The organism is Acidovorax sp. FG42 (genome assembly GCF_057809195.1).
This window is the reverse complement of the sequence record NZ_JBMDJM010000022.1, coordinates 54,063-73,842: the sequence shown is the minus strand read 5'-3', so window position 1 is coordinate 73,842 and position 19,780 is coordinate 54,063. Positions and strand designations below refer to the sequence as shown.

The following is a 19,780-nucleotide window of genomic DNA, read 5'->3' as shown; positions in this document are numbered from 1 at the left end:
GCTTGTCGCCCTGGAGACTGTCTCAAAAACCACTCTGGAAGACGGCTGGCCAACCGCAGAGGAATGCCCGCCCCTCCCCTTCGCTCACTCCAAGGGCGGTGTGGCGGCAATCACCTCTTCCATCGTGGTCAGCCCCTCGGCTACGCGCAGCGCGCCCGCCAGGCGCAAGGGGCGCATGCCGTCCTGCACGGCCTGCCGGCGCAGCACGTCAATGGAAGGCGCCTGGGTGATCTTGTCCTTGAGCGCCTCACTGACGGTGAGCAACTCATAAAGCCCCATGCGGCCTCGGAAACCACCCATGCGGCAATCCACGCAGCCCACCGGCTTGTACGGGTGGTAGCTGCCGCTGATCTTCCAGGGCTTGACCACCTCGGTCAGCGCTTCGCGGCTAGCGGACTCGTCCTTTTGTTTGCACTGTTTGCACAGCGTGCGCACCAGCCGCTGTGCCAGCACGCCCAGCAGGGTGGCATTGATGAGGTATGACGGCACCCCCAACTCCATCATGCGGGTGATGGCGCTGGGGGCATCGTTGGTGTGCAAGGTGGAGAACACCAAGTGGCCGGTCAGCGCGGCCTGGATGGCCATCTCGGCGGTCTCCAGGTCACGGATTTCGCCCACCATGATGATGTCGGGATCCTGCCGCATGAGGGCACGCAGGCCTTCGGCAAAATTGAAGTCGAGCTGCGGCTGCACCTGGGTCTGGTTGAAGCTGGGCTCGATCATTTCGATCGGGTCTTCCACTGTGCTCACGTTGACCTCTTCGGTCGCCACGCGCTTGAGGGTGGAGTACAGCGTGGTAGTCTTGCCCGAGCCAGTGGGTCCCGTCACCAGGATGATGCCGTGCGGGCGCTTGACCAGCGCCTCCCAGCGCTGTGCATCGTGCTGCGCAAAGCCCAGGGCATCCAGGTCCTTGACCGCGTTGTCGGGGTCAAAAATGCGCATGACCATCTTTTCGCCAAACGCCGTGGGCAGGGTGGACAGGCGCATTTCCACCTCTTCGCCCCGCTGGTTGCGGGTCTTGATGCGACCGTCCTGAGGGCGGCGCTTTTCCACCACGTCGATGCGGCCCAGCAACTTGATACGCGCCACCATGGCGTTGTGCACACCCATGGGCATCTGGTAGACCGGGTGCAGCACACCGTCGATGCGAAAACGGATCACGCCCTGGTCGCGGCGCGGCTCCAAGTGGATATCGCTGGCCCGCTGGTCAAACGCGTACTGCCAGAGCCAGTCCACCACCTTGACCACGCCCTGGTCGTTGGCGTCGAGCTGCTTGTTGCTCTTGCCCAGTTCCACCAGTTGCTCAAAGCTGCTGCCCCCCGAGTTGCCGCCAGCCTTCTGCGCTGCACGCACCGACTTGGCGAGCGCAAAAAATTCGGCCGTAAAGCGGTGAATGTCCTGCGGGTTGGCCACCACCCTGCGCACCGAACGGCGGGACTGGCGCTCCACCTCGGCGACCCAGTCGTCGATGAAGGGCTCGGCCGTGGCCACCACCACTTCTTTGCTGGTCACCTGCACGGGCAGCACCTTGTGGCGCTCCGCATAGGTAGCGCTCATGGTGTCGGCCACACGGCCCACATCCACCTTGAGCGGGTCGATGCGCATGTAGGCCAGACCCGCCCGCTGGGCCAGGTACTCAGTCAGCGCCTCGATGTCGAGCGGCTTGCCGTCGCTCGCACGCTCCATGGCCACGTTGGCCAAGCGCACCAAGGCGTGCTGAGAGCTCTCGGCCTGCGAACAGCGGCCCACGGTGCGCTGCGCTTCCTCGTGCGAGATCACCTTGTCATCACTGAGCCACTGCACCACACGGCGCCAGTCCACCGGGCCAATGTGCGAAGCCGATTTCAGCCGTTCCGGCGTCACGACGGGAGCATTCATTGCAAGAATCCTTTCAAGGCTTTACGGGCTTGAACACCCGCAGCCATTTGGAAGTGGGCAGGTCCCAGCGCGCCTGGATGGCCTCGGCCTTTTCGGCCAGCTCCGCGCGCTTGGGCCGCGTGGGGGTGCGCTGCGCCAGCACCACCGTGTTGCCTTCGCGTGTGGGCTTGAACGCCCACAGCGCATCGTCGCCAAACGCTTGCGCCATGCTCTGCAGGCTACGGTCAAAACTCGACGCGCGGCCGAACAGGTTCACGGTCATGCAGCCTGTTTCTGTGAGCAGCGCGCGGCAGTCGGCATAAAAGTCGGGGCTGTCGAGCACGGGGGCCGCGGCCTCGTGGTCATACAGGTCCACGGCCAGTGCATCCACCGTGCCCAGCCACATGGGGTTCTGGATCTCCTTGGACGCGTCGGCCAGCACCACGCGCAGCTTGGGGCCGTCGGGCGGCAGCTTGAACCACTGGCGGCACACGGCCAACACCTGCGGGTTCAGCTCGATGGCGGTGGTGCAGATGCGCAACTTTTTGTGGCAAAACTTGGTAATGGCACCCGCCCCCAGGCCCAGCTGCATGGCATGGCCCTTGGACACCTGCGCCAGGTCGGCAAACAGCAGCCAGGCCATCATGCGCTGCACGTACTCCAGCTCCAGGGCAAAGGGCTCATCGATGCGCATGGAGCCCTGGATCCAGGGGGTCCCCAGGTGCAGGTGGCGCACTTCGCCATCATCAGACACGCTGACTTCGGGCAGTTCTTGCAAGGTTTCTTTTTTACGGGCCATTCACAGCAATCCGTGCCGGGCCATGACATCGGCCCAGGCGGTCAATTTACGTTCAAAACTCCAGGAGGCATTGGCCGGGCTGGTCGATGGCAGCCGCACGGCCTCGATGGGCCGCGCGCCTGATGCCCCCACATCATGTTGCAAGCGCGTCTGCTGCCCGCCGACGCCCAGCGCGGCAAGTGCCGCTGGGGCGTGCCGAAAACTCTCCGCACCGTTGTGCGCCAGCGCGGCCAGCTGAGGGCACACACCGCGCAGCGCGGCAAAGTCGTTGAGCCGGGCATTGCGGATGCTGGTGTCCAGGCTGCCCTCGCGCTCGCAGCTCTGGTACACGTCCCACAGGCCCAGGCCGCGGTCCAGCAGCCAGACGCAGCGGTCCGCATAGCCGTCAGGCCCGGCCGGGGGCAACGGATGCTGGGGCCACAAGGCCTGCAGGATCTTCCAGAAGTGGTTCTGGGGGTGCGCGTAGTACTGGCGGGCTTGCAATGACGCAGCCCCCGGGAAACTGCCCAGCACCAGCACCACGGTGCGCGCACCGGCCACTGGCGGCAGGCCCAGCCAGCGCGTGGATGGGCCGACGGCGTCAGGAGTGGAGGCCACAGACGGTTCGGCGGCAACAGGGGCTGGAGGCATGGGGCAATTTTGGCCCCAAAGGGCCCTCAGCCCCGTCCGGCAGCACAAAAAAGATAGCTGTCGGCCCTTTGCCACAGGGCGTCGAACTCCCAAATTTCTCCCCATTCATTTTTTCTTGGCGATCCCTTATCCACCCCGCGATGGCTGCCCGTCTGCCAGCAATCCCTCCAACCGGGGCAAGGCGGCCAAGGCATTGGCCCTGGTGCTGCCAGCCAGCGCCTGCACAGACTCGCCGCGCAGCTGGGCCACCACGGCCGCAATGCCGGGTAGCTCCCCCGGGCTGTTGCGGCCCTGGGCCTGCCCTGCAGCGCGTTCTGCGGCAGTGGTGTAAAGCCAGTGGGGAGGAATGTCAGGCGCATCCGTCTCCAGCACGAGGGCATCGCCGGGCAGCTCGGTGGCCAGGCGGCGCAGCTGCAGGGCGCGGTCGTAGGTCACCGCACCGCCAAATCCCAGCTTGAAGCCCAGCGCACTGAACGCCTGCGCTTGCTGCAGGCTGCCATTGAAAGCATGGGCGATGCCACCGCGCACCGGCAAATCCCGCAGGCCCTTGAGCAGCTTGTCGGCAGAGCGGCGCACATGCAGGATCACCGGCAGGTCAAACCGCCGGGCCAGCTGTAGCTGCGCGCGGTAAAACCGCTCCTGGCGCGCCGGGTCGAGGCCCGGCACAAAATAATCGAGACCGATCTCGCCAATCGCCACCAGGCGCGGGTCAGCATGGTGCTGCTCCAGGTACCGGGCCAGATGCTGCAGGTCCTCCTCCTCGGCGCGCCCTGTGTAGAGGGGATGAATGCCCAGCGCATAGCTGTCCCCATGCTGGTGCGCCAGCGTCCGCACGGTGTCCCAGTTGCTGCGCTCTACCGCCGGAATCACGCAATGGCAGACGCCTTGCGCCGCCGCCTGGGCGCGGACCGCGCTGCGGTCGGCATCGAACTCAGGGGCGTCGAGGTGGCAGTGGGTATCGATCCAGGCGGTCATGCGCCGATGATGCCCGATGCCGTCTGCAAAGGCTGCGTTCTTTAGGGACTGTGCGCCTGTGTAGCCCTGCATGTGCATTTGCCTGCAAACCGTGCTACTGTCGTTTGCGTGCGCCAGGCCCTGGCGTGTACGAGCAAAGGTGACAGGATGCCCCGGCCCGCCCTCTACAGCAGCTCCCGCTCCGCCCGCAGCCGCACGCCTGCGGTAGTGGACCCCACCGAAGCCGTGGCCTCCGCAGCGCCGCCCGCAGATGATTCGCCTGCGACGAACGCCGCCACCGCTGCCTCCACGCCCCCGAATTCCCGGGCATTCAAACGCCAGCTGATCGCCCTGTGGACCATCGTGGTGCTGTTGGCGGCCTTGCTGGTCGCCAGCGCCTGGCACAACACCCGCAGCCCCGCCCGCAAGATCACCCAGGACGACATCGACGCGGCCGTGCTGCGCACGCTGGAGACCACCACCCCACCCTCTGCCGCGGCGCGGGCTGTGGAGAGCATCGGCCCCTCGGTGGTGCGCGTGGTGGGCTACGGGCGTAGCAAGAACGGCAAGGAAGAGGTCGAGCGCGGCATTGGCACGGGCGTGGTCATCGTGGACAAGGGCGTCATCCTGACCAATCTGCATGTGGTGGCGGGCTCGGACCGCATCGGCATCACCTTCCACGACGGACTGGAGACCACGGCCAGCATCACCGGCGTGCAGCCCGAAAACGACCTGGCCGTGCTGCAGGCCCACAAGGTGCCCGACGATCTGGAAGCCGCCACCCTGCGGTCCACCCAGAACCTGCGCCCAGGCGACCATGTGGTGGCCGTGGGTTTTCCTTTTGGCATCGGCCCCTCGGCATCGGCGGGGGTGGTGTCCGGCCTGCAGCGCGAGTTCACGTCGCCCGAGGGCAAGCGCCAGCTCAGCAATTTGATCCAGTTTGACGCGGCCGCCAACCCGGGCAACTCGGGCGGCCCGCTGGTGACGCTGGACGGCGAGGTGGTGGGCATCGTCACCGCCATCCTCAACCCCACCCAGGCGCGCACCTTCATCGGCATCGGATTTGCAGTGCCCATCGAGAACGCAGCGTCTGCCGTCGGCATGCCTCCGTTCTGATCGCACACCGCCCCACCATCACCACCTTCCTACCCGCCATCGCAAGGAGCCCCATGTCGTCCAGCACATCGCCCAATGCATCGAACGCCGCCACCGCCACGCTGATGGAACAGGTGCTCTACGAGGTCAAACGCGTGGTGGTCGGGCAAGACCGCTTTCTGGAGCGCGTCATGGTCGCCATGCTGGCCCAGGGCCACCTGCTGGTCGAAGGCGTGCCGGGCCTGGCCAAGACGCTCACCGTGAAGACGCTGGCCAGCACCATCCAGGGCAGCTTCAAGCGCATCCAGTTCACGCCCGACCTGGTGCCCGCCGACCTGGTGGGCACCCGCATGTACAACCAGAAGACCGGCGAGTTCAGCATCACGCTGGGCCCCGTCTTTACCCACCTGCTGCTGGCCGACGAAATCAACCGCGCGCCCGCCAAGGTGCAAAGCGCGCTGCTGGAGGTGATGCAGGAGCGCCAGGTGACCATTGCGGGCGAAACGCACAAGGTGCCCGAGCCCTTCCTGGTGATGGCCACGCAGAACCCCATCGAGACCGAAGGCACCTACGCGCTGCCCGAGGCGCAGGTGGACCGCTTCATGATGAAGGTGCTGCTGGGCTACCCGACCGAGGAGGAAGAGTTCGTGATCGCCCAGCGCGCGCTCGATGTGCCCGTGCAGGTGTTGCCCGTGGCCACCACGGCGCAGCTGGCGGCGCTGCAGGCCGAGTGCCGCACGGTGTACGTGGACCCGTCGATGCTGCAGTACGCCGTGAAGCTGGTGTCCGCCACCCGCGAGCCCGCGCGCCATGGCCTCAAAGACCTGGCCGGCTACATCAGCTGCGGCGCCAGCCCGCGCGCCACCATTGCCCTGGCCGAGGGCGCGCAGGCACTGGCCATGCTGCGCGGGCGCAACTACGTACTGCCCGAAGACATGACCGACCTGGCCGCCGACGTGCTGCGCCACCGGGTGGCGCTGTCGTACGAAGCGCTGTCCGAGGGGCTGGATGCCGACGCGCTCATCCAGCGCATCATGGCCAAAATCCCGGCACCGGCGCGCCCCTTGCACCACGAACAAAAGGCCGCGTGAGTCCACCCGCCATGACCCGCAAGCCACACGAAGCCTCCGCCACGGTGCACCCCCTGCCCACACTGCCCGGGCAGGCCGACCGGCTGCTGCGCGAGCTGGAGTGGAAGGTGATCCGCCGCCTGGACGGCCTGCTGCAGGGCGACTACCGCACGCTGATGCGCGGCAGTGGCTTGGACCTGACCGACCTGCGCGAATACCAGCCCCACGACGACGTGCGCCACATCGACTGGAACGTGACTGCGCGGCTGAACCAACCCCATGTGCGCGTGTTCACCGAAGACCGTGAAATGTCGGCCTGGTTTCTGCTGGACCTGAGCCCATCCATCAGCTTCGGCCCCACCGGCCATGCCAAGCGCGACATCCTGACCGGCTTTGTGGCCGTGCTTTCGCGTCTGCTCACCCGCCACGGCAACCGTGTGGGCGCCGTGCTCTATGGCGGTGCCAGTCCACAGGCCGAACGCGCAGTGGACGCCGTGCTGCCCCCGCGCAGCAGCCGTGCCCATGTGCTGCACCTGGTGCACAAGCTTCTGCCCTCCAAAACCCCTGTGCCGCCGCACAAGACGGGTGGCGGCGCTACTGAGCTGCACCGGCTGCTGCAGACTGGCCTGGCCACGCTCAAGCGCCGGTCCACCGTGTTTGTGGTGTCCGACTTCATCAGCGCGCCCGGCTGGGAAAAGCCCCTGGCCCAACTGGCCCAGCGGCATGACGTGGTGGCCGTGCGCCTGCTCGACCCGCTGGAGCTGGAGCTGCCCGACGTGGGCCTGGTGACGCTGCGCGATGCCGAAAGCGGCGAGCAGCTACAGGTGGACACACACGACGCGGGCTTTCGCCGCCGTTTTGCGCAGCTGGCCGCCGACCGCGAGGCCGCGCTGCGCGAAGGCCTGACCCGCGCGGGCGCCGACACGCTGGAGCTGTGCACCGACGACGATCTGGTCGATGCCCTGCTGCGCTTCATGGACCTGCGCCAGCGCCGGGTGCGGGCGCACAGCAACCCTCTCATCCCCGCATCGGCATCCGCAGGCCCCGCCACACAGGCGGCCGCCGCCTGACCGACCAATGGATTGATTAGTTAGTCACCCGCCGCACACGCTGTACTCGCCACCAAGGACACACACCATGGTTTTTCTCTGGCCCACCCTGCTTTGGCTGCTGCTGGCGGTGCCCCTCCTGGTACTGCTGTACTGGTGGCTGCTGCACCGGCGCAAGAAAACAGCGCTGACCTACTCCAGCCTGTCCCTGGTGCGGGAGGCCATGGGCCCCAGCCAGCACCTGCGCCGCCACATCCCGCCCGCGCTGTTCCTGCTGGCCCTGGTGGCGCTGCTGCTGGCCGCCGCGCGCCCGCTGGCCGTCATCACCCTGCCCTCGCAGGACCAGACCATCATGCTGGCCATGGACGTGTCGGGCAGCATGCGCGCTGCTGATGTGGAGCCCGACCGCATCACCGCCGCCCAGAACGCCGCCAAGGCCTTTATCGCCGACCTGCCGCGGCATGTGCGCGTGGGCATCGTGGCCTTTGCGGGCAGCGCCCAACTGGCCCAGCTGCCCACCCAGAGCCGTGAAGACCTGGTCAAGGCCATCGACAGCTTCCAGCTGCAGCGCGGCACGGCCACGGGCAACGGCATCATGCTGTCGCTGGCCACGATCTTCCCCGACGCGGGCATCGACATCGCCGCGCTGGGCGGCCGCCAGGCCATGCGCCCCAGGCCCATCGAAGAGCTGGGCAAGCAACAAGACCCCGCCAAGACCTTCACGCCTGTGGCCCCGGGTTCCTACAACTCAGCCGCCATCATCATGCTGACCGACGGCCAGCGCACCACAGGCGTGGACCCGCTGGAAGCCGCCAAGTGGGCAGCCGACCGGGGGGTGCGTGTGTACACGGTGGGGGTGGGCACAGTGCAGGGCGAGACGATTGGCTTCGAGGGCTGGTCGATGCGGGTGCGGCTGGATGAGGAAACGCTGAAGGCGGTGGCTGCGCGGACCAATGCCGAGTACTTTCATGCGGCGACGGCGGCGGACCTGAAGAAGGTGTATGAGACGCTGAGCTCGCGGCTGACGGTGGAGAAGAAGGAGACGGAGATTTCTTCTTTGCTGGCGTTGTTGGGGGCGGTGCTGGCGTTGGTGGCGGCCGGGTTGTCGGTGTGGTGGTATGGGCGGGTGATGTGATCTTTTTTGGGTGATTTTGGCTGGATGTGCTAGTGGGATATGCGCTGGCAGCTATGCTTTTTGAAGCACTCTCCCTCCGTGCAAAGGGCTGTTTGCCCGATTAACGGCATGCCTTGATGAAGGGCGGAGGCCGGGAGTCGCCCGGCGTGCGAGTAACTTTCTTTCGCGTCGCCGAAAGAAAGTCACCAAAGAAAGGGCGACCCTACTGCGCGCGTCCCTTCGCTGCGCTACGGGCAACCTGCGATGCTCGGACAGAGGGTGCGCCGCAGAACTCACTGCGCGCTACGCGCTTCGTTCAAACAACTGCGGCAAGTCAGTGCACGAAGTGCGTGTGTCCTCCGGCACACGCACGCCCCCCCTGCCCTGCGCTTCTCGGCACGCGCAGAAGGGAACCCGGGGAGCGGACATCCACACGGGCCATTGCTTCGCTCGGCCGCATCTCGCGGGCGCAAGCGCCACGCGCTGCGCAGGCCAGGCCGAGCGCAGCGATGGCCCGAATGGATGTCCGGCTGTTCGGTTGTTTGGATGTTCGGCTGTCCCACCCCTGCTGGCTGCGCCTGCGGCGGGGCGGTTGCGGGGTGAGCACGCGCGTCGAAGCGCGCGTGCTTCGTGAACTGACTCGCCGTGGCTGTCTGAACGAAGCTGCACCGCAGCGCAGTGAGTTCCACGGCGCACCCCGCAACCGCCCCGCCGCAGGTTTGCCCCTTCGCACAGCGAAGGGGTCGCAGACTGGGGGTCGCCTTTCTTTTGGGTACTTTTCTTTGGCGAAGCAAAGAAAAGTACCTCGCCCGCCGGGGCGACTCCCGGCCTCCGCCCTCCATCAAGGCATACCGTTAACCAGGCACACAGCCCTTGGCACGGAAGGAGAGCGCTTCAAAAAGCATAGCTATCAGCGCATATCCCACTGGTGCATCCAGCCAAAATCACCCCAAAACCCCAGACACCAACCGCATCACACGGTCACACCGCGCCGCCAGCGACTCATCGTGCGTCACCATCACAAACGCCGTCCCCTGATCCCGCGCCAACTGCAGCATCAAGTCAAAAACCCCGTCAGCCGTACTCCGGTCCAGATTGCCCGTAGGCTCATCCGCCAGCACGCAAGCCGGCCGCGTCACCAAGGCCCGCGCAATGGCCACCCGCTGGCGCTCACCGCCCGACAGCTCGGCCGGCCGGTGCATCAGCCGCTCCTTCAAACCCACCGACGCCAGCACCCGCTCCGCCTCGGCATGGCACTGCGCCAACGGCAGACGGCGAATGCGCAGCGGCATGGCCACGTTGTCCAGCGCACTGAACTCCGGCAGCAGATGGTGAAACTGGTAGATAAAGCCCAGGTGCTGATTGCGCAACTGCCCCTGGCGCTCTGCCGACAGCGACGACATCTCCTCGCCCTTCAGGCGCACGGTGCCCGCCGTGGGTGCATCCAGCCCGCCCAGCAGGTGCAGCAAGGTGCTCTTGCCCGAGCCCGAGGCACCGACGATGGCCAGCGTTTCGCCCGTATGGATCTGCAGGTCCACGCCCCTGAGCACGGTCACATCCAGGCGGCCTTCGCTAAAGCGTTTGGTCAGGCCCTTGGCTTCCAGCACCACGGTGTTGTTTACAGCATTCATCTCAGTGATCCATGGCATGAAACTGGCGCTCGCCAGGTCGGGGCAGCCGCGCAAGGGCCGCCCCGCCGCGCTGGCTGCGTCCCTCTGCCCGCATTGCGCAGCAATGCGAGAGCGGGGGGAAGACGCGGAGCGTCTCAGGGGGGTGTTTCTCATCATTCATAACGCAGCGCCTCGGCAGGGTTCACACGGCTGGCGCGCCAGCTGGGGTACAGGGTGGCCACAAAGGCCAGCACCAGCGAGATGACCGCAATGGGCACGATGTCGCTGCTCTGCGGCTCGCTGGGCATCTTGCTGATGAGGTAGATGTCCTTGGGCAAAAAGCTCGCGTTCAGCGCGCGCTCGATGGCCGGCACGATCACGTCGATGTTGAACGCGATGCCCAGGCCCAGCAGCAGGCCGACCAGGGTGCCAATCACGCCCACCATCGCGCCCTGCACCACAAAGATGCCCATGATGCTTTTGGGGCTGGCGCCCAGCGTGCGCAGGATGGCGATGTCGGCGCGCTTGTCGGTCACCGTCATCACCAGCGTGGAGACGAGGTTGAATGCGGCCACCGCCACGATGAGCGTAAGGATGATGAACATCATGCGTTTTTCGAGCTGCACCGCGGCGAACCAGGTGCGGTTTTGCTGCGTCCAGTCGCGGATCAGCAGCTGGCCGCTCAGGGACTGCGCCAGCTGCTGCGCCACCTCGCGGGCCTGGTGCAGGTCCTTGAGCTTCAGGCGCACGCCCGTGGGGCCTTCCAGGCGGAAGATGCGCTGCGCGTCCTCATGGTGCAGCAGCACCAGGGCCGAGTCGTATTCGTAGTGGCCCGAGTCAAACGTGCCCGCCACCGTCATCTGCTTGAGGCGTGGCACCACGCCTGCGGGCGTCACCTGGCCGGCGGGCGCAATCAGCGTCACCGGGTCGCCCACGCGCACGCCCAGGGCACGGGCCAGCTCGCCCCCCAGCACCACGCGGAACTCGCCGGGCACCAGCAGGTTCAAGGTTTTCTCATTGGTAGCGGCCAGGTCGGTCACCGCGCCTTCCAGGGCCGGGTCGATGCCGCGCACCAGTGCGCCCTTCATGTCTTCGCCACGCGCCAGCAGGGCCTGGGCCGCAACAAAAGGAGCGGCACCGATCACGTTCGGGTTCTTCTTGGCCTCGGCCAGGGTGAGCGCCGGGTCGGGCAGTGCGGCCCCCAGGGGCGCAAAGATCTCGATGTGCGAGACCACGCTCAGCATGCGGTCGCGCACGTCTTTCTGAAAGCCGTTCATCACCGACAGCACGATGATCAGCGCCGCCACCCCCAGCGCGATGCCCAACATGGACACGCCCGAGATGAACGAGATGAAGCCATTGCGCCGCGTGGCGCGGCCCGCGCGGGTGTAGCGCCAGCCCAGGGCCAGTTCGTAGGGAATTTGCATGGATATGGGAAGAAGGGCCTGCGCGGTGCGGAATGCGCGCCACAGGCGGGGCAGATTGTGGCATCCCGGACAATAGAGGGATGTCGGACACCACCCATTTGCTCATTCCCTACGCCGCCAGCGCCTCGCCGGGATGCCAGCAAGCCCAACAGGGCCTGGCCCTGCCCCACCTGGACCGGCTGCTGGCCCGGCTCAGCCCCCGCCCCGAATACAACGACACCGGCGAAGAAACTAGCTTCTCAGCCCCCCATGAACGCGCCCTGGCCCGCGCCCTGGGCCTGCCTGCGCAGGACGGCCGCATCCCCTGGGCGGCCTGGCACCGCCATCAGCAAGGTCTGACCACCCACGGCGAGGCCTGGGCCTTCGTCACCCCCTGCCAATGGCAGGTCAGCACCGACCACGTCACGCTGCGCGACCCGGCGCAACTGGGCCTGGATGAAGCTGCATCCCGCGCGCTGCTGGCCATCGTGGCGCCCTGGTTTGCCGAGGACGGCATCACCCTGCACTACGACCAGCCCACGCGCTGGCTGGCCAGCGGACCGCTGTTTGCCGACCTGGCCACCGCGTCGCTGGAGCGCGTTCTGCTGCGCGACGTGCGCGCCTGGATGCCCGATGCCAAACAGGCCCGCACCCTGCACCGCCTGCACAGCGAAATGCAGATGCTGCTGTACACCCACGCCTTCAACGAGGAGCGCTCCGCGCAGGGGCTGCCGGTCGTCAATTCGTTCTGGGTGCACGGCACGGGCGCACTGGCTGGCCCACCGCCCGCCACCCCATCCACTCCACCGCCCCACATGCCCACCACCCTGCGGGACGCCGCCTTGCGCGACGACTGGCGCGCCTGGGCCAGCGCCTGGGCCGCGCTGGACGCTGGCCCCGTGGCCGACCTGCTGCGCCGGGCCGAAAGCGGCTCGCCCGTGCAGCTGACCCTGTGCGGCGAACGCAATGCGCTGGGCTTCCACGCCGCTCCACGCAGCCTTGTGCAGCGGTTTAAAGGCCTTTTTCGCCCCATGCGCTTGTCGAACATGTTGGTGCAGCTATGAAAATAATAGCGAGAGACATTCCGCCCCGCGCCGCCTGGGCGCTGGAGCAGGCTGGCGTGCACCCGCTGCTGGCGCGCCTGTACGCCGCGCGCGGTGTGCAGGCCAAGGACGAGCTGGACGATGGCCTGGGCCGCCTGCTGCCGCCCAGTGGCGACCAGGGCTTGAAGGGCATTGACGCGGCCGCCCGCCTGCTGGCCGATGCCATGGCACAGAACAAACGGCTCATCATCGTGGCCGACTACGACTGCGACGGCGCCACCGCCTGCGCCGTGGGCGTGCGCGGCCTGCGGCTGCTGGGCGCCCAGAACGTGGACTACCTGGTGCCCGACCGCGTGACCGACGGCTATGGCCTCACCGCGTCCATCGCCCGCCGCGTGGCGGAGCGCGGGGCCGACATGCTCATCACCGTGGACAACGGCATCGCCAGCGTGGACGGCGTGGCCGAAGCCAAGGCGCTGGGCCTGCAGGTGCTGGTGACCGACCACCACCTGCCCGGGCCCGAACTGCCGGCGGCCGACGCCATCGTCAACCCCAACCAGCCCGGCTGCCCGTTCGAGAGCAAGTCCATGGCCGGCGTGGGCGTGATGTTTTATGTGCTGCTGGCCTTGCGCGCCGAGCTGCGTGCGCGTGGCGTGTTTGACGCCGCCACCCAGCCCAAGCTCGACCCCTTGCTCACCCTGGTGGCGCTAGGCACCGTGGCCGACGTGGTCAAGCTCGACGCCAACAACCGCCGCCTGGTCGCCCAGGGCCTCAAACGCATCCGCGCGGGCCAGATGCCCGCAGGCATCGCCGCGCTGTTCCATGCCGCAGGCCGCAAGGCGCCGGCGGCCACCACCTTCGACTTTGGCTTTGCCCTGGGCCCACGCATCAACGCTGCGGGCCGCCTGGCGGACATGACGCTGGGCATCGAATGCCTGCTGACCGACGACGCGGGCCGCGCAGCTGAACTGGCCGCCACGCTGGACGGTATCAACCGCGAGCGCCGCGACATCGAAAGCGGCATGCGCGAGCAGGCCATGCTGATGGCCGAGAGCCTGTTTGACGAGAGCGAGGAGCCCCCGCCTGCCATCAGCGTGTTCGACCCCGACTTTCACGAAGGCGTGGTCGGCATCGTGGCCAGCCGCATCAAGGACAAACTGCACCGCCCCACCTTCGTGTTTGCAGCCAGCAGCGCGCCGGGCAAGGAGCACGAGCTCAAGGGTTCAGGCCGCTCCATCCCCGGCTTTCACCTGCGCGACGCGCTGGACCTGGTGGCCAAGCGCCACCCGGGCGTGATCCTGAAGTTTGGCGGCCACGCCATGGCGGCGGGCTGCACCGTGGCCGAGGAATCATTCGACGTGTTCGAGCAGGCGTTTGCCCAGGTCGCGCAGGAATGGCTGGACGCCGCCACCCTCACCCGCCGCATCGAGACAGACGGCCCGCTGGCCCCTGAATACTGCCGCGCCGACATCGTCGACACCCTGCACCGCGAGGTCTGGGGCCAGGGCTTTGCGCCGCCCACCTTCAGCGAAGAGGTGCAGATCGTGAGTCAGCGCCTGGTGGGTGAGGCCAAGAACCACCTGTCGCTCAAGCTCATCCACCAGGGCAACCCTGTGGATGCCATCTGGTTCGGCCACACCGAGCAGTTGCCCGCCCGGGTGCTGCTGGCCTTCCGCCTGGATGTGAACGAGTGGAAGGGCGAGCGCAAGGTGCAGTTTCTGGTCGAAGGCGCGCAGGTCTAGCGCGCCACGGCTCAAGCCTGCGTGGGACCCTGGCTTCGGCGCCTGATCTCCGTTACCGGCTCGCCGCCTTGGCCCTAATTCTCAGGGTCTATCTCGTCAATGATGACGGTGACACTTTCCGGCCGCTTGTCCAGCACCTGCTGCATGAGCTGGGTCACGCCGGCAATCAAGGCGGCTTTCTGAGCGGCTGTGGTGGGCACGTCGCGGCACGCCAGGCGGATGTTGACCAGGGGCATCGGAGAATCCTTTCAAGGGGCACCAAAACAAAAGGCAGCTCACGCTGCCTTGCTGTCAATTCGGCCGGAATACCGACCACAAAAATAGCCGCCAGCGCTTGATGGTCATGCGCTGGCAGCTATCGATTTAGAAGCTTTCCCAATCATCATCGCCGCCCTGCGCTGCTGCCTTGGCTGCGGGCGCTGGGGCTGGTGCCTTGGCTGCAGGCAGGCGCGCCAGGGCGGGCGCTGGGGCCTTCGGCGCAGCGGCCGATGCCACGCGGGGCGCGCTGGTCGTTGCCTTGGCCACGGCGGGCCGTGGTGCGGGGGCAGGTGCTGCGGCGCGGGGCGCCGCTGCCGGCGCCCGGGTCGCCACCGCGCCTACGTTGAACACCGACACCACCTCTGCCAGGTGCTGCGCCTGGTCGCGCATCGAGGCGGCTGCGGCCGTGGATTCTTCCACCAGCGCCGCGTTCTGTTGTGTCATCTGGTCCAGGTGCGTGACCGCCTGGTTGACCTGCGCGATGCCGTCCCGCTGCTCGGTGGCCGAGGCGGTGATCTCGCCGATCAGGTCGCTCACGCGCTGCACGCTGGCAACGATCTCTTCCATGCTTTGCCCGGCCTGTGCCACCTGGGCCGAGCCCGATTCCACGTTCTCCACGCTGGCGCTGATCAGGGTCTTGATCTCCTTGGCGGCCTCGGCGCTGCGCTGGGCCAGGCTGCGCACTTCGCTGGCCACCACCGCAAAGCCCCGGCCTTGCTCGCCCGCTCGGGCGGCTTCCACCGCTGCGTTCAGCGCCAGGATGTTGGTCTGGAAGGCGATGCCATCGATGGTGCCGATGATGTCGCTGATCTTGCGGCTGCTGTCGGTGATCTGCTGCATGCTGGTGACCACCTGGCTCACCACTTCGCCGCCCCGCGCCGCCGCCTGGGCTGCCGTGCCAGCGAGCTGGTTGGCCTGGCGGGCCGTGTCGGCCGACTGGCTCACGGTGGCAGTGAGTTGTTCCATGCTGGCTGCCGTCTCTTCCAGGTTGGAGGCGGTCTGTTCGGTGCGCGCCGACAGGTCGTGGTTGCCGTTGGCAATCTCCACCGACGCCGACGACACCGAGTCCACCCCCTGGCGCACTTCGCTCACCACCCCGCGCAGCCGTGCCGACATGGCCGACAGCGAGCGCAGCATGTGACCGAACTCGTCCTTGCGGGTGGATTGCAGTTCGCGCGTCAGATCGCCTGCTGCAATGGCATCGATGGTCTCGACCGCTTCGTTCAGCGGCAGGGTGATGGAGCGCACCAGCTTCCAGGCCAGGAACAGGCCGGCGGCCATCAGCACCATGGAGCTGATGATGCCGGTGATGGCGTATTCAATGCGGCGCTGGGTGGCTTCGGCGCGGATCACGTCGCGGCGCTTTTCGAGCGTGGCCACAAAGTCGTCCTGCGCCTTGAGGTACTTGGTGACCAGGGGGGCGAATTCCTCGTCCGCATAGCGCTGGGTGGCCACAGCGTCGCCCGCGCCCTTCAGTTCCCAGGTCTTGGCGGTGGCGGCCAGCACGGCCTTGCGGGCCTCCAGCACTTTGTCGAGCGAGGCTTTTTCCTCGGGCGCGGTGGCAGCCGCCACGATGCCTTCCTGCACCTTGTTGATGTTGCCAATGATCTCCTTGACCTTGGCACCGTATTGCTCAGCCAACACGGAATCGGTGGTCACCGCGCCGCCCATGACCATGGTGACGGCGGTTTCGGTGGCGCCCCGCCAGCGCACGGCAGCCGAGATGCGGGCCTCGATCTCGACCACGGCGTCCATGGCCGCCGACATCGACGAGTTGCCGCGGTTCTGCGCAAACGCAGACAGCAGCAACATGGCAATCATGAGCCCCAGAAAGGCGCCCCACAGCTTGCGGGAGACGCGGATATTGTCAAATTGCATGGCTCTTTTCCTCGTGGATCGTTCTTCATGGTCGGTCATTCACCACCATGAAACATTCGATTACATCCAATGTCGGCCGTAAGCCTACGCCAGCCCGTTGCTTCAACAGGCCTCGGACCCATCGGTACAAACCCGTATACCCATCGGTACCAGCACTGCTGCAGCGCCTGGCAGCCCCGCCCCCGGCACGCTGGCGGCGCAAAGCCTAAAATGGGTTGGTGACTTCCATCCTCAACGCCGACCTGCACTGCCATTCCGTCGTTTCCGACGGAACCCTCACGCCCGAAGACCTGGCCGCGCGGGCCAAAGCCAACGGGGTCGAGCTGTGGGCGTTGACGGACCATGACGAAATCGGCGGCCAGCACCGCGCTGCTGCTGCTGCCCGGGCCCAGGGCATGGCGTACCTCACCGGCACCGAGATTTCGGTCACCTTTGCCGACACCACCGTCCACATCGTCGGCCTGGGCTTTGATCCCGACGACGCCCAGCTGGCCCAGGGCCTGGCCGCCACACGCGGCGGGCGCGGCGAACGGGCGCAGGAGATGGCGGCCCAGCTGGCCCAGGTGGGCATCAAGGGCGCCTACGAAGGCGCGTTGCAGTTTGTGGGCAACCCGGCCCTCATCTCGCGCACCCATTTCGCGCGGTTTCTGGTCGAAACCGGCGTGTGCAAGGACACCTCCGAGGTGTTTCGCAGGTTCCTGACCGAAGGCAAGCCCGGCTATGTGCCCCACCGCTGGGCCAGCCTGGGCGACGCCGTGCGCTGGATCACGCAGGCGGGGGGCATGGCGGTGATCGCTCACCCCGCGCGCTACAAGTTCAGCGCCAACGAAGAATTCGCACTGTTCTCCGAGTTCAAGCAGCACGGTGGCCGGGCGGTCGAGGTCGTCACGGGCAGCCACAGTGCGGCCGAGTACGTGACCTATGCCGACATGGCGCAGGAGTTTGGCCTGGCCGCATCGCGTGGCAGCGACTTCCACAGCCCCGACGAATCGCACACCGACCTGGGCACGCTCCCATTGCTGCCCGGTGCACTGACCCCCGTGTGGGAACTGCTGTCCGACCGGATTTTGCGATGACCCCGCGCTGCCGCAGCCGCGCCAGCCGCCCCCTGGACGACCTGCCACCCGGCAAGGCACCCGCACGCAGCGCCGCGCATCACTGAGAACCTGCCCCATGGCCCAGTACTTCGAAGCCCATCCCGACAACCCGCAACCCCGGCTGCTCAAGCAGGCCGCACTGCTGCTGCAAAAGGGCGGCATCGTGGCCGTGCCTACGGACTCCAGCTACGCGCTGGTCTGCCACCTGGACGACAAGGACGCAGTAGACCGCCTGCGCCGCATCCGCCAGGTGGACGAAAAACACCACCTCACCCTGCTGTGCCGCGACCTGTCGGAACTGGCCAACTATGCGCGGGTGGACAACCGCCAGTACCGCCTGCTTAAGCTGGGCACGCCGGGCCCCTACACCTTCATCCTCGAAGCCACCAAGGAAGTGCCCCGCCGCGTGAGCCACCCCTCGCGCAAGACCATTGGCCTGCGGGTGCCCGACCGCAAGGGCCTGCAGTTGCTGCTGGAGCTGCACGGCGCCCCGCTGCTGGCCACCACGCTGATCCCTGCGGGCGAGACCGAGCCCCTGAACGACCCGCAGGAAATCCGCGAGCGCTACGAAAAGCTGGTGGATGCCATCGTGGATGCCGGGGCCTGCCCGCTGGAGCCCACCACGGTGGTGGACCTGACCCCCATGGGCACCGGCGGCGACCCGGTGGTGGTGCGCAAAGGCCGGGGCAGCCTGCAGGCGCTGGGGCTGTAAGAGCCCCTTAAAAAAGCCCGCTGAAAGAGCCCGCCGCAAGAGCGGCACCCCGCCCGATACATTCGCCGCCGTCCAGCGCTCTTCGCCCTGCCGCCGGTAACGCGCCTTGGAGGGGAGAGCCGCGCGGCGGCTCAGAGCGTCGTCAGAGCTTGAACGCTCCGACCGCCTGCTCCAGGTCGCGGGCCTGCGCCGACAGGGCCGACGCCGTGCTCACCGCATGCTGCACCAGCGAGGCCGTCTCCTGCGTGCTGCCGTCCATGTGCGAAACGGCCACGTTGACATGGCTGATGGCTTCGCTCTGCTCGCGCAGGGCGGTGGAGATTTCGCCCAGCAGCGCGCTGACCTGGCCCACGGCGCCGACGATCTCTTCCATGGTCTTGCCCGCCTTGCCTACCTGACCAGCGCCGCTTTCGACCTGTTCGACCGACGCGCTGATCAGCGCCTTGATCTCACGGGCCGCCACCGCGCTGCGCTGCGCCAGGTTACGCACCTCGCTGGCCACCACGGCAAAGCCACGGCCCTGCTCGCCAGCACGGGCGGCCTCCACCGCAGCATTGAGTGCCAGGATGTTCGTCTGAAAGGCAATGCCTTCGATGACCTGGATGATGTCCACGATCTTGCGCGAGCTGCCGCTGATGGCCTGCATGGTCTGCACCACCTCGCCCACCACCGACCCACCCTGCTCGGCAATCGCCGACGCCTGCACGGCCAGGCCACTGGCCGAGTGGGCGCGCTCGGCGTTCTGGCGCACGGTGGCCGTCAGCTGCTCCATGCTGGCCGCCGTCTCGGTCAGGGACGACACCTGGTCTTCCGCGCGGCGCGACAGGTCGGTATTGCCGTGGTCAATGTCTGCCGCAGAGGCGGTGATCGAATCGGTGCTTTGCTTGATGCGGGACACCAGGTCGGTCAGCGTGTCCTCCATGGTGCCCAGCGCACCCAGCAGGCGGCCAAAGTCGCCCTCCAGGTCAGAGTTGAACTCCTGGCTCAGGTCGCCAGACGCCACCGTTTCGGCAATTAGAATGGCCTGGTTGAGCGGCGCCACGATGCTGGCGCGCAGGCTGAGCGTGGCCACCAGGGCCAGCACAAACACCACCACACTGCAACCAATGACCCAGTTGCGCGCGCTTTGCAACTGTGCCAGCGCCGCCTGGGCCGGAGGCGTGGCGCCCTGCAGCGCCTGTTCGGCACTGCCGATGCCGGACAGCGCCATCACCATCAGCAGCAGCACGACCAGTGCGAGGCCGCCAAACGCCAGCAACAGGCGCGTTCCGATCTTCAAGTTGTTCCACATGGCTTCAATGTCTCCAGGCCTGTTGTATGTCGTTGTGGGAGGGGCCGCCGCGCGGCGCTGCACGCCAAAGGGCACGAACTCGCTCAAACTGGCAAGGGGCTGCGGGCAAGAGGTTGATGCTAGCAACGAACACCCCGCCTGGAGACCCATCGGCATACGTACAACCCACAATACG

General features: G+C 67.0%; 17 protein-coding genes. 8 read left to right on the top strand and 9 right to left on the bottom strand.

The features are described 5' to 3' along the window. Positions 1-84 precede the first annotated feature (84 nt). The 4 genes from tfpB to ACODSM_RS20025 form a co-directional block, all read right to left on the bottom strand. Positions 85-1,878 (bottom strand): type IV pilus assembly ATPase TfpB, encoded by a 1,794-nt coding sequence (tfpB, locus tag ACODSM_RS20040; RefSeq protein WP_488806647.1) that lies wholly within the window; start codon positions 1,876-1,878, stop codon positions 85-87. A 13-nt stretch (positions 1,879-1,891) separates the two neighbouring features. Continuing rightward, complete coding sequence (locus tag ACODSM_RS20035; protein WP_209817291.1) at positions 1,892-2,656, bottom strand: class I SAM-dependent methyltransferase; 765 nt, start codon at positions 2,654-2,656, stop codon at positions 1,892-1,894. Beyond that, positions 2,657-3,286 (bottom strand): DNA-deoxyinosine glycosylase, encoded by a 630-nt coding sequence (locus ACODSM_RS20030; RefSeq protein ID WP_488806646.1) that lies wholly within the window; start codon positions 3,284-3,286, stop codon positions 2,657-2,659. A gap of 126 nt (positions 3,287-3,412) precedes the next feature. After that, entirely contained in the window at positions 3,413-4,261 is an 849-nt protein-coding gene (locus tag ACODSM_RS20025; RefSeq protein WP_488806645.1) for a TatD family hydrolase, read from the bottom strand. A gap of 147 nt (positions 4,262-4,408) precedes the next feature. Between ACODSM_RS20025 and ACODSM_RS20020 the strand changes: the two genes are divergently transcribed. The 4 genes from ACODSM_RS20020 to ACODSM_RS20005 all read left to right on the top strand — a co-directional run bounded on the left by ACODSM_RS20020 (position 4,409) and on the right by ACODSM_RS20005 (position 8,589). Continuing rightward, positions 4,409-5,356 carry a S1C family serine protease gene (locus ACODSM_RS20020; RefSeq protein ID WP_488806644.1) on the top strand — a complete coding sequence of 316 codons (948 nt, stop codon included), beginning with the start codon at positions 4,409-4,411 and terminating at the stop codon, positions 5,354-5,356. Between the two features lie 53 nt (positions 5,357-5,409). Continuing rightward, on the top strand, positions 5,410-6,426 hold the full coding sequence (locus ACODSM_RS20015) for an AAA family ATPase (RefSeq protein WP_488806643.1): 1,017 nt from the start codon (positions 5,410-5,412) through the stop codon (positions 6,424-6,426). Positions 6,427-6,437: 11 nt separating this feature from the next. Beyond that, positions 6,438-7,475 (top strand): DUF58 domain-containing protein, encoded by a 1,038-nt coding sequence (locus ACODSM_RS20010; RefSeq protein WP_488806642.1) that lies wholly within the window; start codon positions 6,438-6,440, stop codon positions 7,473-7,475. Positions 7,476-7,542: 67 nt separating this feature from the next. Beyond that, the gene (locus ACODSM_RS20005) at positions 7,543-8,589 is read left to right on the top strand and encodes a VWA domain-containing protein (protein WP_015013048.1); all 1,047 of its coding nucleotides are present in this window, start codon (positions 7,543-7,545) and stop codon (positions 8,587-8,589) included. A 923-nt stretch (positions 8,590-9,512) separates the two neighbouring features. Here the strand turns inward: ACODSM_RS20005 and lolD are convergent. Continuing rightward, positions 9,513-10,199, bottom strand: coding sequence for a lipoprotein-releasing ABC transporter ATP-binding protein LolD (gene lolD, locus ACODSM_RS20000; RefSeq protein WP_488806641.1), 687 nt, complete (start codon positions 10,197-10,199; stop codon positions 9,513-9,515). 152 nt (positions 10,200-10,351) lie between these two features. After that, a complete protein-coding gene (locus ACODSM_RS19995; RefSeq protein WP_056646585.1) occupies positions 10,352-11,605 on the bottom strand; it encodes a lipoprotein-releasing ABC transporter permease subunit in 1,254 nt (417 codons plus the stop codon). Positions 11,606-11,685: 80 nt separating this feature from the next. Between ACODSM_RS19995 and ACODSM_RS19990 the strand changes: the two genes are divergently transcribed. Then, positions 11,686-12,648: a phosphoglycerate mutase gene (locus ACODSM_RS19990; RefSeq protein ID WP_488806640.1), complete on the top strand. Its 963-nt coding sequence runs from the start codon at positions 11,686-11,688 to the stop codon at positions 12,646-12,648. Next, on the top strand, positions 12,645-14,369 hold the full coding sequence (gene recJ, locus ACODSM_RS19985) for a single-stranded-DNA-specific exonuclease RecJ (protein ID WP_488806639.1): 1,725 nt from the start codon (positions 12,645-12,647) through the stop codon (positions 14,367-14,369). Before ACODSM_RS19990 ends, recJ begins: the two co-directional genes overlap by 4 nt. Positions 14,370-14,443: 74 nt before the next feature. On the opposite strand, the gene ACODSM_RS19980 is transcribed toward recJ, so the two are convergent. Together ACODSM_RS19980 and ACODSM_RS19975 are read right to left on the bottom strand one after the other, a co-directional pair. Then, positions 14,444-14,605, bottom strand: a complete 162-nt coding sequence (locus tag ACODSM_RS19980) for a tautomerase family protein (RefSeq protein WP_488806638.1) — start codon at positions 14,603-14,605, stop codon at positions 14,444-14,446. A 127-nt stretch (positions 14,606-14,732) separates the two neighbouring features. After that, positions 14,733-16,505 carry a methyl-accepting chemotaxis protein gene (locus ACODSM_RS19975; protein ID WP_488806637.1) on the bottom strand — a complete coding sequence of 591 codons (1,773 nt, stop codon included), beginning with the start codon at positions 16,503-16,505 and terminating at the stop codon, positions 14,733-14,735. Between the two features lie 218 nt (positions 16,506-16,723). Between ACODSM_RS19975 and ACODSM_RS19970 the strand changes: the two genes are divergently transcribed. Together ACODSM_RS19970 and ACODSM_RS19965 are read left to right on the top strand one after the other, a co-directional pair. After that, a complete protein-coding gene (locus ACODSM_RS19970; RefSeq protein ID WP_110959833.1) occupies positions 16,724-17,581 on the top strand; it encodes a 3',5'-nucleoside bisphosphate phosphatase in 858 nt (285 codons plus the stop codon). Between the two features lie 97 nt (positions 17,582-17,678). Next, entirely contained in the window at positions 17,679-18,314 is a 636-nt protein-coding gene (locus tag ACODSM_RS19965) for an L-threonylcarbamoyladenylate synthase (protein WP_488806636.1), read from the top strand. 142 nt (positions 18,315-18,456) lie between these two features. Here ACODSM_RS19965 and ACODSM_RS19960 read toward each other — a convergent pair whose 3' ends face one another. Beyond that, positions 18,457-19,605: a methyl-accepting chemotaxis protein gene (locus ACODSM_RS19960; protein ID WP_488806635.1), complete on the bottom strand. Its 1,149-nt coding sequence runs from the start codon at positions 19,603-19,605 to the stop codon at positions 18,457-18,459. Between the last annotated feature and the right edge of the window lie 175 nt (positions 19,606-19,780).

Excerpts from the sequence above, each read along its gene's own strand:
- tfpB (WP_488806647.1), bottom strand. The coding sequence starts at position 1,878 with ATGAATGCTCCCGTCGTGACGCCGGAACGGCTGAAATCGGCTTCGCAC.
- ACODSM_RS20035 (WP_209817291.1), bottom strand. The coding sequence starts at position 2,656 with ATGGCCCGTAAAAAAGAAACCTTGCAAGAACTGCCCGAAGTCAGCGTG.
- ACODSM_RS20030 (WP_488806646.1), bottom strand. The coding sequence starts at position 3,286 with ATGCCTCCAGCCCCTGTTGCCGCCGAACCGTCTGTGGCCTCCACTCCT.
- ACODSM_RS20025 (WP_488806645.1), bottom strand. The coding sequence starts at position 4,261 with ATGACCGCCTGGATCGATACCCACTGCCACCTCGACGCCCCTGAGTTC.
- ACODSM_RS20020 (WP_488806644.1), top strand. The coding sequence starts at position 4,409 with ATGCCCCGGCCCGCCCTCTACAGCAGCTCCCGCTCCGCCCGCAGCCGC.
- ACODSM_RS20015 (WP_488806643.1), top strand. The coding sequence starts at position 5,410 with ATGTCGTCCAGCACATCGCCCAATGCATCGAACGCCGCCACCGCCACG.
- ACODSM_RS20010 (WP_488806642.1), top strand. The coding sequence starts at position 6,438 with ATGACCCGCAAGCCACACGAAGCCTCCGCCACGGTGCACCCCCTGCCC.
- ACODSM_RS20005 (WP_015013048.1), top strand. The coding sequence starts at position 7,543 with ATGGTTTTTCTCTGGCCCACCCTGCTTTGGCTGCTGCTGGCGGTGCCC.
- lolD (WP_488806641.1), bottom strand. The coding sequence starts at position 10,199 with ATGAATGCTGTAAACAACACCGTGGTGCTGGAAGCCAAGGGCCTGACC.
- ACODSM_RS19995 (WP_056646585.1), bottom strand. The coding sequence starts at position 11,605 with ATGCAAATTCCCTACGAACTGGCCCTGGGCTGGCGCTACACCCGCGCG.
- ACODSM_RS19990 (WP_488806640.1), top strand. The coding sequence starts at position 11,686 with ATGTCGGACACCACCCATTTGCTCATTCCCTACGCCGCCAGCGCCTCG.
- recJ (WP_488806639.1), top strand. The coding sequence starts at position 12,645 with ATGAAAATAATAGCGAGAGACATTCCGCCCCGCGCCGCCTGGGCGCTG.
- ACODSM_RS19980 (WP_488806638.1), bottom strand. The coding sequence starts at position 14,605 with ATGCCCCTGGTCAACATCCGCCTGGCGTGCCGCGACGTGCCCACCACA.
- ACODSM_RS19975 (WP_488806637.1), bottom strand. The coding sequence starts at position 16,505 with ATGCAATTTGACAATATCCGCGTCTCCCGCAAGCTGTGGGGCGCCTTT.
- ACODSM_RS19965 (WP_488806636.1), top strand. The coding sequence starts at position 17,679 with ATGGCCCAGTACTTCGAAGCCCATCCCGACAACCCGCAACCCCGGCTG.
- ACODSM_RS19960 (WP_488806635.1), bottom strand. The coding sequence starts at position 19,605 with ATGTGGAACAACTTGAAGATCGGAACGCGCCTGTTGCTGGCGTTTGGC.